Annotated in this window: 8 protein-coding genes and 1 pseudogene; 8 read left to right on the top strand and 1 reads right to left on the bottom strand. The window is 34.3% G+C overall.

Translation table 11 applies throughout. The features are described from left to right. Nucleotides 1–11: 11 nt before the first annotated feature. The 4 genes and pseudogenes from LEP1GSC059_RS20140 to lvrB all read left to right on the top strand — a co-directional run bounded on the left by LEP1GSC059_RS20140 (nt 12) and on the right by lvrB (nt 8,276). Entirely contained in the window at nt 12–662 is a 651-nt protein-coding gene (locus LEP1GSC059_RS20140) for an LA_2219 family laminin/E-cadherin/plasminogen-binding protein (protein WP_017214938.1), read from the top strand. An 836-nt stretch (nt 663–1,498) separates the two neighbouring features. Next, complete coding sequence (gene mgtA, locus LEP1GSC059_RS20145; protein WP_036057990.1) at nt 1,499–4,030, top strand: magnesium-translocating P-type ATPase; 2,532 nt, start codon at nt 1,499–1,501, stop codon at nt 4,028–4,030. Nucleotides 4,031–4,595: 565 nt separating this feature from the next. Then, nucleotides 4,596–7,088 (top strand): annotated as a pseudogene (gene lvrA / locus LEP1GSC059_RS20150) (hybrid histidine kinase/response regulator LvrA). Nucleotides 7,089–7,127: 39 nt separating this feature from the next. Continuing rightward, nucleotides 7,128–8,276, top strand: a complete 1,149-nt coding sequence (lvrB, locus tag LEP1GSC059_RS20155) for a hybrid histidine kinase/response regulator LvrB (RefSeq protein WP_002176562.1) — start codon at nt 7,128–7,130, stop codon at nt 8,274–8,276. Nucleotides 8,277–8,505: 229 nt separating this feature from the next. Here the strand turns inward: lvrB and fbp are convergent, their stop codons facing one another. Continuing rightward, nucleotides 8,506–9,534, bottom strand: coding sequence for a class 1 fructose-bisphosphatase (gene fbp, locus LEP1GSC059_RS20160; protein WP_002176602.1), 1,029 nt, complete (start codon nt 9,532–9,534; stop codon nt 8,506–8,508). A gap of 160 nt (nt 9,535–9,694) precedes the next feature. Between fbp and LEP1GSC059_RS20165 the strand changes: the two genes are divergently transcribed. The 4 genes from LEP1GSC059_RS20165 (at nt 9,695) to LEP1GSC059_RS20180 (ending at nt 11,615) form a co-directional block, all read left to right on the top strand. After that, on the top strand, nt 9,695–10,138 hold the full coding sequence (locus tag LEP1GSC059_RS20165; RefSeq protein ID WP_002148640.1) for a hypothetical protein: 444 nt from the start codon (nt 9,695–9,697) through the stop codon (nt 10,136–10,138). Nucleotides 10,139–10,515: 377 nt separating this feature from the next. Next, complete coding sequence (locus tag LEP1GSC059_RS20170) at nt 10,516–10,728, top strand: hypothetical protein (protein ID WP_002176753.1); 213 nt, start codon at nt 10,516–10,518, stop codon at nt 10,726–10,728. Nucleotides 10,729–10,903: 175 nt separating this feature from the next. Beyond that, complete coding sequence (gene rpsU, locus LEP1GSC059_RS20175; protein WP_000232823.1) at nt 10,904–11,113, top strand: 30S ribosomal protein S21; 210 nt, start codon at nt 10,904–10,906, stop codon at nt 11,111–11,113. A 55-nt stretch (nt 11,114–11,168) separates the two neighbouring features. After that, a complete protein-coding gene (locus LEP1GSC059_RS20180; RefSeq protein WP_036057945.1) occupies nt 11,169–11,615 on the top strand; it encodes a GatB/YqeY domain-containing protein in 447 nt (148 codons plus the stop codon). Nucleotides 11,616–11,619: the final 4 nt, after the last annotated feature.

The following is an 11,619-nucleotide window of genomic DNA, read 5'->3' on the forward strand; positions in this document are numbered from 1 at the left end:
ATCAACGATCAATGTCGGGTATAAAATCAAAATCCATTTTTAAACATACATTATTTCTTTTAGGAATAAGCGGATTGTTATTTTTGTTATTTTCTTGTTTCAGTACAAAAAGTACAGATAATGAATCGATAAAACACGAATCGGTTCCTAATCCAGCAGGGGAAAACGAAATTGTATTGAATGAAGAAGGCCAAGAAGTAACTTTGAATACGGGAGATCCTGCTTCTTTTTTAAAACCTTCCAAAGATCCTTTAGAATATTTCAGAGTTCATATTTCGAGCGACGGTTATCAGTTACGTCAATTGAGAGGTTCCAAATTTATTAAAAGAAAAGTAGATAAAGGAGGTGACGCTTTGATCAGCGAGGAATTGGCTCGCTTTAACAAAATCAATTTTATAGACGATGGAATTATTATCGTAGTATTGAACGGAAATACGGGAGCATTCGAAACGATTCGTTTTAATACAAGAGTTCCCAGAATCAACGATCTCGCTAAAATCGTTCAAAACGATGTAACACGTTGGTCTATGGAACATTCCGAAGAAAAACCGGTCGTGACCAAATTTCAGATCCATTATTCTTTAGAATTAAAAAACAAGGTCGGCAGCACTCGGGACGCCGTTAAGGAAGAATTGAAAAAAGAAGTGATCCGCCGCAAATAATCATTCATAGGCGGAGTGTTTAAGATTTTTATAAAATTCTTAAATTGGATCGACTTATACTCAAACACATAAAAATAATACTAAAAATAAATGGGCTAGATACAAAGTTCTCAATAATTGCGTCTAACCCAAAATTATTGACTTTTTTCAAATTTTAAGTTTCTAAACAAATTAGAATTGTTAAAAAATGAATCTCCATCAGTTTCCGTTTTATGAAAACAGTCGATTGAAGCAGTTTTGTTGATCTTGAACTATGTAATTTTTCAACAACTCTATTCAACATAATATTATTTTCATGTGTTGAGGATAGTAGATTACTTAAAAAATCTAGAATATTTTTTTAACTTAACGTAAGTTCGACGTAAAAAAACTGAACGAATGCCATAAATAGTCGGTCCTCAGCTTTGGTAATAAATTGTATATAGAAACGTTATACGATTTATCTTCGTAAATTTCAATTTAGAATGCGATCTGTCGAGCGACCGTAGAAGCGAAACGCTGAGTTTTGAGAGAGTATTCTACTGAGTTCCTGCGCATCAATCCCTTCCGTGTTCACTCACGTTAATTTAAAATTATTCATAAAGAAGAAGCGATTGAACTATCGTTCTCGTGTTCTTTCGGAAAATAACAATAGATCACTGTTTTAGAGAACACTAATAGACTAGTTGACATTTTTAAAAAATTTTGCTCTCTGCGTAATAAACAGTACAGAAAATCCAAAGTGAAGATGTTCGATTGACAAAAAGACTGGCGTAGTAATGATACTTTTAAAAGGTTACGCTAAATTAAAATTTACATTTTTTGAGTTAGGCAAACTCTATTTACTGGAAAAAATTATGGAAATTGAAAAAGAAAACCTTTCTCATTTTTGGAGCTTAACTTCTAACGAATGTATTATACGCACTAAATCCAATAGAAATGGGTTATCAGAAAAAGAAGTAAAAAAACGTCTTCTTCAATTTGGTGAAAATAAACTCTCTTCTAAAAAAGAAACTACTGCAATTGGTTTATTTTTTTCTCAATTTAAAAGTCCGATCATTTTACTTCTGTTATTTGCTGCTGGGTTATCCGTAATTGTTCGAGATTCTGTAGACGCTATCATCATTTTAGGAATTGTTTTTTTAAGCGGTTTATTAGGTTTTTGGCAAGAAAAAGGAGCAATAAACGAAGTCCGCAAACTTCTTGCGATGGTACAGATTCAAGTTTCTGTGATGCGTAATTCTTTCATTCTAGAGATTCCATCGGAAGAAGTAGTGCCTGGAGACATTTTAAAATTGAGTGCTGGAGATATGATTCCAGCGGATTGTATTTTACTTGAATGTAAAGATTTATTTGTCAATGAAGCTACCCTTACCGGAGAAACCTTTCCCATAGAAAAATCCACAGAAACAATTTCCGAAAATTCTTCTCTTTCTCAGAGAACCAATTCTCTCTGGATGGGAACCCATGTCGTCAGTGGGGAAGCGATCGCACTTGTAATCAAAACTGGAAAAAAAACCGAATTTGGAAAAATTTCCGAAAGATTAAAATTACGTCCCATGGAAACTGAATTTGAAGCAGGAGTTCGTAAGTTCGGATTTTTTTTACTTCACGTTACTCTTCTTTTAGTCATAACCATTTTTATAGCGAACGTATTTCTTCATAAACCAGTTTTAGAATCTTTTTTATTTTCTTTGGCTTTAGCGGTTGGATTAACTCCTCAACTTCTTCCTGCAATTATCAGCATCAATCTTTCTCACGGCGCAAGAAAAATGGCAGAAAGAAAGGTAATTGTTAAACGACTTGCAGCTATAGAAAATTTTGGCAACATGAATATTATTTGTTCTGATAAAACTGGAACCTTGACCGAAGGAACCGTAAAACTACAATCTTCTTTGGACATATACGGAAACGAGAGTCAAGAGGTTGCATTTAACGCCTTATTAAACGCTTCTTTTGAAACTGGATTTGTAAACGCTATCGATCAATCTATTCGAAAGGATTTAAACTTCAATCTTTCCGGTTTTGAAAAAAAAGACGAAATACCATACGACTTTCAACGAAAAAGGCTCAGTATTTTAGTCTCTCATTTAAACGGACATAGAATCATAACCAAAGGAGCCCTTATAAACGTATTAGAAATTTGTAACTCGGCAAAATCTGAAGATGGATCTCAAATTGAAATCGAAAAAGTAAAAGACAAAATCCTACAAAGATACGAGTCCCTGGGAGCCAAAGGATATAGAGTTTTAGGAATAGCAGTTAGAGAAATTGGAGAACAATCCAAAATAGACAAATTAGAAGAAAAGGATATGGTATTTTTAGGAATGTTATCTTTTTATGATCCTCCTAAAGCAAAAATCAAAGAAACAATTACAAATTTAAAAAATTTAGGCGTTACTCTCAAAGTAATTACAGGTGACAATCGTTTTGTGGCCATGAGTTTATGTTCTCAAATTGGATTAGAAAATCCGAATATTCTTTTTGGATATGAACTTGAAAAAATCAGCAATGAAGCTTTGATCCATCAAGTTGATAAAGTAAACATATTTGCAGAAATAGAACCAAACGGGAAAGAAAGGATCATAATTGCTCTGAAAAAAGCAGGTAATGTAGTAGGTTATATTGGGGATGGAATCAATGATGTTTCCGCCCTACATTCTTCAGATGTTGGAATTTCTGTAGAAAAGGCAGTGGATGTTGCAAAAAACGCTGCCGATCTAGTTTTACTTGAAAAGGATCTAGACGTTCTTGTGGATGGAGTTAAAGAAGGTAGAAGTACATTTGCGAATACTCTAAAATACGTGTTTATGGCGACAAGTGCGAACTTCGGAAATATGTTTAGTATGGCAGGAGTTTCTATATTTCTTCCTTTTTTACCTCTTTTGCCTAAACAAATTTTACTCACTAATTTTTTGACCGACTTTCCAGAAATGACGATTGCAACCGATCGTGTAGACTCAGAAATGATTTCTTCGCCGAAACGTTGGGATATTTCCGCAATTCGTAAATTTATGGTAGTTTTTGGAATTGTAAGTTCATTTTTCGATTATCTTACATTCGGAGTTTTACAATGGTTTTTAAAAGTAAATCAAGATCAGTTTCGAACCGGCTGGTTTATAGAATCCATCGTCTCCGCTTCGTTGATCGTACTCGTAATTAGAACCAGAAATGTATTTTTTGTGAGTAAACCCAGTAGGTCTCTTTTTTTAACAACTCTTTGTGTGATTTGTTTTACCATATTTATTCCCTATACTCCTATTGCAGATTGGTTCGGCCTGGTTCCGCTTCCTCTTTCATTTTTGGGAATTTTGGTTGGGATTGTGCTTATCTATGGAATGGTTGCAGAAATAACAAAACGGATTTTTTATAAATTAGTCCAAATCTAATGCCGTATTTATTAAATACGTTCGTTTTTTAGAATATTCTAAAAATATAGAAATAACTTCTGTTTTTTCGGATTCGTCTACTATTTTGTCCCTATTTAAAAATATAGAAATTCACAATTTTATGAATAACTTGAAATTATAAAATTAGGATAAACCTTAGAGTTAGTTGATTGAATAACGTAAGATTTAATCTTTTAAAAAAGTATACTAGTATACTGTAAAAATTATTTATTTTTGTCTACTCCAAGAAGTCACGTAAAACACCTCATTCTATCTCAAAACGCTTCGGTCTTTTAATAAGAGTAGACAAAATCTTGGATTTTTGACGATAAATTCCTTCTAAAAAGCACATCTAACTGAATAAATAGAGATTCATTTTTTATTTTAGAAAAATCGATTTCTTTTTAAATAATTATGTTACACTTTTTTATTAAAACGAATCTAGCTATAAATTTCGTAAAAAGAATTTGAAATTCTATTTATATTCTGTTACTTTTATGTCTTGCAACTTGAAATCAAAGTAAACAATATCTTTGACACGATTTCAAAGCATAATTAGAAATTTATGATAAATTCAATCGATTTAAAACACAATGAATACCGGCTCATTTTCGAGTCTCTTCCTGGGCTTTACCTCATTCTCTTTCCAGATCTTAGGATCGCCGCGGTAAGCGACTCGTATTTAAAAGCCACCAATACAAAACGGGACGAAATTTTAGGCAGAGGAATTTTCGAAGTTTTCCCTGACAATCCTTCGGACCCAAATGCGGATGGTGTGGGCAATTTATATGCCTCTCTTGCATTCGTTTTAAAAGAAAAAATTCCGAATACAATGGCTGTTCAAAAATACGACGTTAGGCGACCAGAATCAGAAGAATTTGAAGAAAAATATTGGAGCCCTATGAATTCACCGATTCTAAACGAAAAAAGAGAAGTCATATACATCGTCCATAGAGCAGAAGAAGTCACAGAGTTTGTTCAGCTTAAAAACAAAGGAAAAGAACAAAACAAAATTACAGAAGAACTTAAAAATCTAACCGTATCTATGGAAACCGAAATTTATTAAAGGGCTCAAGAGATTCAAAAAAGCAACAAAGAACTTCTCAGACTCAACGAAGAATTAACTGAAAGGGAAAGGGAAATCCAAGAAGTATATCAACGTTTATTCAACATAGATCAATTAAAATCACAGTTCTTTGCAAACGTGAGCCATGAACTCAGAACACCTTTAACATTGATACTTGGTCCAACTAGAACATTACTCAAGGATCAAGGAATCAATTCTACACAAAGAGCATTTTTGGAAACGATAGAAAGAAATTCTTACACTTTGTTGAAACACGTAAACGACCTTTTAGATCTTTCCAAACTAGAAGCCGGAAAAATGACATTAAAATATTCGAATGCAAATCTTTCCGAAGTCATTCGATATATTGCGTCCCATTTCGATTCCATAGCAAAAGAAAGAAATATAGATTTTGTTTTGACGATTCCCGAAAATTTTCCGATTCAAATAGACATTTCTAAAGTAGAACGTATCATTTTGAATCTTATATCAAACGCTTTTAAATTTGTTCCAGATTCAGGCAAGATCCATTGTGCGTTAAAAACGGAAGGTGCGATGGCTTCTATTTATGTAGCAGACAACGGCCCCGGAATTCCAATACATTTAAGAGATCAGATCTTCGAAAAATTCAGACAGGTAGAAGAGGGAGATTCCCGTTCATTCGGAGGAACCGGACTCGGGCTTGCCATTGTAAAAGAGTTCGTAGATCTACATTTGGGTTCTGTCGGAGTTTTTGATTCTCTTTTAGGAGGAGCCCTTTTTAAAGTGCAAATTCCAATTTATGCATCTATTCATATAGAAGAGACAGAACAATCGGCCGAAACGGAAGAATTTCTTCCCGCTTTAACGAGTAGTATCAACGAATTAAAAAAGAATACAGTCGAGACAAAAGAATTATCCAATTCTTACAATCGTTCTAAGGTTCTAATCGTAGAAGATAACGTAGAAATGCGGAAATATATTTTTAACACGTTATGCGATGATTTCAATCTTTCTGTGGCGGTGGATGGAAAACAAGGTTTGGAAAAGGCGATTCTTGAAAAACCGGATATTATCGTCACAGATATTATGATGCCTGTGATGAGTGGGGATCAGATGTTAAAAGAAATCAAAAAAATTCCGGAACTTTCAAACACCTATATACTTTTTTTAAGCGCGAAGTCGGATCAGAACTTCAGAATCAAACTACTTCAGGAAGGAGCTCATGATTATTTAATTAAACCTTTTACTCCCGAAGAATTGAACGTAAAAGTTCATAATTTTTCCATTCTGAAAAAAGCGATCGAAACCTTGGAAAACGCAAATGCAGATATGGAATCTTTCAGCTATTCAGTATCACACGATCTTAGAGCTCCTATATTAGGAATCGAAGGTTTTCTCCAAATCGTTTTAGAAGATTTTTCTGAAAAGATGGATTCGGAACCTCTGAGATTACTTAAGATTGTACATAAAAACGTAATCTATATGAATCATCTTATCCAAGATCTTTTGAATTTTCATAAGGTTTCAAAAATAGATCTGCCAAGTAGAGTTGTAGAGATGAACAAAATGGTACAAGAAGTAATTACAACTGTTCTTCAAAATTATCCTAAAAAAAATTATTCGTTTCAAGTGGACAAATTGCCAAACGCACTTGCAAACGGAGCCGCTCTCAAACAGGTATGGATGAACTTGATTTCAAATGCAGTCAAATATTCTTCTACGAAAGAAGTTCCATTTATCAAGATCGGCTGCGAAGAAACAAACGGATTTAACAACTATTTCATAGAAGATAACGGTGTTGGTTTTAATAAGGCTTATTCAAATAAATTGTTCAAAGTATTTCAAAGACTTCACACACAAGAAGAATTTGAAGGAACCGGAGTAGGTTTAGCGATCGTAGCTAGAATTGTACAGCGTCATGGAGGCCAAGTATTTGCAGAAGGGGAAGTAAACAAAGGCTCTAAATTTTCATTCACTCTTCCTAAACTTTCAAGAAACGAAAAGGTTTAAAAAAGCGTCATAAAAATATAGAAAGTGGGTACAGCACAAATGAATAGATGGAAATTCCTGTTTTTAGAAGATTCTTTAGTCGATTTAGAATTGATTCAAAGACAATTAAATCGAGCCAAGATCGATTATTATCCCATTCATGTAAGCGATTCAGAAGGATTTTTGCAGGCAATCTTGGATCAAAAACCTCATCTAATTCTATCCGATTTTAGTCTTCCAAAATACGACGGATTTTCCGCCTTGAAGTTGGCTAAAAAAATCTGTCCTACAACACCATTCATATTCGTTTCGGGTACTTATGGAGAAGAAGCAGCCATACAAACACTTACGATGGGTGCTACTGATTACGTACTGAAAGATAAAATCGAAAAACTTCTTCCTGCAGTACAAAGAGCCTTACATGAATTAGAAGATCATGAATTACGAATTAAGGCTGAAAAAGAAAGATACGAATTAGAAGAACAACTCAGACAAAGTCAAAAACTCGAGGCAATGGGAGTGATGGCCGGAACAATGGCACATGAGATCAACAATCCATTGATTGCAATTTCAGAATATGCAGCAATGATAGCAAGAGGGGAAGTAGATTCGGACAAGGCGAGACAATTAGCTTCGAAAATTCGGGACGAAAGTGCACGAATTTCTACCATTATGAAAAACCTTCTTCGATTTTCCAGAGACGATAAGGGTTCACTTTATCCGGTAGAAGTGGGCGAAATACTTGTAAAACTGGAATCAATTACACAACAAATTTTTAAAATGAATCGGATAGACGCTTCTTGGAAAAACGTAGAACCGGGATATTCGATTCAATGTAGAGAAGGACAGATTCTTCAAATTCTTTTGAACCTAGTCAATAACGCTGTGGACAGTTTAAACCAAAAGTATCCAGAATATGATTCTGAAAAAAGAATCATTTTAGAAAATTCTATCGTAGAAGAAAATCATAAAAAATACGCTGAATTTTCGGTTCAAGACTTTGGCACAGGAATTCCGATCGACATTCAAGAATCTGTATTTAAAACTTTTTTCACTACTAAGTCTGCTGACAAAGGAACTGGACTTGGTTTGTCGGTTAGTTTAGGAATTGCAAAAGAACACGGAGGAAACTTAAATTTTGAAAGTGAGCCGGGAAGATACACTCGTTTTTATCTGAGAATTCCTATCTTCGACCCAAGTGTTCAATAGAGTTGTTGAAAAATCCCATAGTGGCAATTAACAAAACTGCTTCAGTTGACCGTTTCTATAAAACAGAAACAGATGGAGAATGAATTTTCCAACAACTTTAATGATTATTGCCTCACTCAAAAAATGATGACATTTTTATAAATTAATTATATTTGCAAATAATAGAATGTTAAAGAAAACATTCCCGAACAATTTCATATAACGTATCAAGAATGTTTTTCATTTCAGATTAAGATTTTTTAGGGGCAAACTTTAAGAAGTGTTCCACTTCCTTTTTACTTCCCACAACTAAGGTCGTACGCTCATGAAGTTCTTTAGGAGTAAGATCCAAAATTCTCTCCCCATAAACAGTCACAGCCATACCACCCGCCTGTTCCGCGATAAAAGCCATAGGAGCTGCTTCATAAAGAAGTCTTAATTTACCGTTCGGATATTTTGTAGACTTAGTATCGTTTGGATAAAGAAAAATCCCTCCTTTTAGAAGATTCCTATGAAAGTCTGCAACTAAGGAACCAATGTATCTACCTGATTGAGGTTTTCTACCTCCTTCAATCGATTTGATGTCACGGATATAATTTTTTACTTCGTCAGACCAATAGTTATAGTTTCCTTCATTGATGGAATAAATTCCACCCGTTTCCGGAATTTGCATATCCGGATGAGAAAGTATAAATTCACCGCAAGAAGGGTCTAACGTAAATCCGGAAACTCCTTTGCCGGTACAAAGAACAAGCATCGTAGAAGATCCGTATAAAATGTAACCCGCGGCTCTTTGTCCGGAACCTTGTTGTAAAAGATCGCTTAACGTTCCCGGGGTTCCACCAGGACTTTTTCTCAAATGAACAGAAAAAATAGTACCAATAGAAACATTCGCGTCTATGTTAGAAGAACCGTCTAACGGATCGATTGCAATTGTATACTTGCCGATTTTATATCCGTTTGGAACTGGAACGGTTTCTTCGTGTTCTTCACTTCCTAAAATACAAAGATGGCCCGAACGTGTCAGTGTATGATTAAAAACCTTATCTGCATACTCGTCCAATTTCATCTGGGTTTCCCCTTGAACGTTGACAATTTCCGTAGCGCCTAAAATATTTTCTAAAAGCCCCGCTTTTCGAACCTCTCTGGAAACAATTTTAGCCGCATAAACCAAATGACTCATCAAAGCGGTAAAATCTCCAGTGGCCTGGGGTAATTTGAGTTGTTCCTCGATTAAATATTGAGAAAGACTCAATGTTTGTGTAGGATGAACAGACATAGATTCCTCTAAGAAAATGATTTCAACAGAGTTTTTTTGTGAGCCTGCGAATTCAAGCGAAAAGATTCTGTAAAAAAGTCCAAAAATGAAAACTCAAAAGAATCTTACGATTTTTTAGAAGATTCTTATCCGATATTTGTAAGGAAGAAAGGAGTTAAGGATGGAATCCTCAATCAAACCGATCACACACAAGTATAAAATTACGGAAGATCCATTTGAGGAATTTTCAGATCAAATCATTAGAGATATTCGAAATTCTTTGAGTAACGAAATTGTAATCACTCATTTTTATTTTCAGGATTTATATTCTTATTTTAAACTTCTAGGAGAACAAAAATCCGGCGAAATCATGAAAGAGCTTAAACTCATCATACAAGCTCATCTTCGTCCATATGATAAACTATACGTAGTCAATTCTAGATCGATGCTTACCTTGTCTCCGGATTGTAAAATTGAAGTTGTACAAGGAAGATTTAATGAAGTAGTATTTCAAGTAAACCATCTCATTGTAGATTATGAAATTCAATTTATGGAATTGGATTCTCCGATCGATTCAATCGAACCAATTTGGAAACAATTGCTCGTTTCTTTCAAAAGTACCTGACATTTGTTAAACGAATTAGAATCGATATTTTAGCATCTAATTGTTTTCTTTGAGAAACTTAATCTTTTAGTAAAGTTGTAAAACCATCTAAATTCTTGAAAAGAAGAGGTATAATAGAACCATTTAATATTTTGCATTTAAACGGTTTTTGCGATAGAGATTTGTCTTACTATAATTCTAAGTAAAATAGTGTGTGGAAATTACTACGAAAATGAAAGTATGCAAAATATATAGATCTTAATTTTTGAATACTATTCTTAAGATAATAAAAGTAGTGTGAATTTTGAGGTAAATAAACCGCACAGAAAAATAATCTTTTATAAAAAATTCTTCAGAGAATGAACATTTGTACCGTAAATTTTCACGAGGAAATCAGAATGGATCAAACGGAAAAATTCAAAAAAACCCTGGCTCGGTACATTGATTACAGAGGAATCGACATCGTACTTCATCTTAAAAATGGAACTGTAATCGAACTAGATAAAAACAGAAGATTGAACGGAGATGTAGTCATTAAAAATGGAAAATCGGGAATTGTGGCAGAAATTGAAATTTCGGAGATTCAAAAAGCGGAATTTTTTGCTGCCTAAATGTCTTTTTGAGATTTTGTCGTAAAACCCTTGACAGAATCCTCCCTTTTTCTGGTATCGTGTATCTTGTCTATTTATTTCTACATAAGAAATTGGATAGTTATTTTTTCACGTATTTTGTCTCCAAGTGCTCACTTGGAGAATTGCAACTAAAACAAAGGAACCTAAAAATCGAATGGTAGGAATTATTGTAAAAGACGGAGAATCGATTGAATCTGCTCTAAAACGTTTCAAACGTGACTGCGCAAACGCAGGAATTATGAGCGAAATCAAACGCAGAGAATACTTCGAAAAACCAAGTATTAAAAAGAAAAAAGCGATCGAATCCGCAAAAAGAAAAGCAGAAAAGAAAAAACGCCTTTTCTCTAAAAAAGACAAAGCTTAATTTTTGACTTCATCAAACTTGGAATCGATTGATTCCGCTCGAATCTAAAAAACCTATGTCCTTGCAGATAAAAATCAACGATGATCTAAAAGAAGCGATGAAAGCAAAGAAAGAACCTCATCTTTCTACGCTTCGGCTTCTCAAATCGGATATTCAATATGAATTGACTAAAACCGGAGCGAAAGAACTTGCGGACGATCAAGTAGTTTCCGTGATTAAAAAAGCATACGCAAAACGTTTAGATGCGATTCAAATGTATCAAAAAGCGGGAAGAGCCGATCTTTTGGCTCAAGAAGAAGGTGAAGCTTCCGTTCTAAAAGAATATCTTCCTCCTGAAATTCCAGAATCTGAGATGATTGCAACCATCGATCAAATTTTTGCAGAATTACAGCCAACCGCAAAAGATATAGGAAAAGTGATGGGGCGAGTTATGGCCGCGTTCAAAGGAAAAAGTATCGACGGTACTAAAGTTTCGGCAATCGTTAAATCCAGGCTTTCCTGAGTAC

The organism is Leptospira noguchii serovar Panama str. CZ214, assembly GCF_000306255.2.
Taxonomy (GTDB): domain Bacteria; phylum Spirochaetota; class Leptospiria; order Leptospirales; family Leptospiraceae; genus Leptospira; species Leptospira noguchii.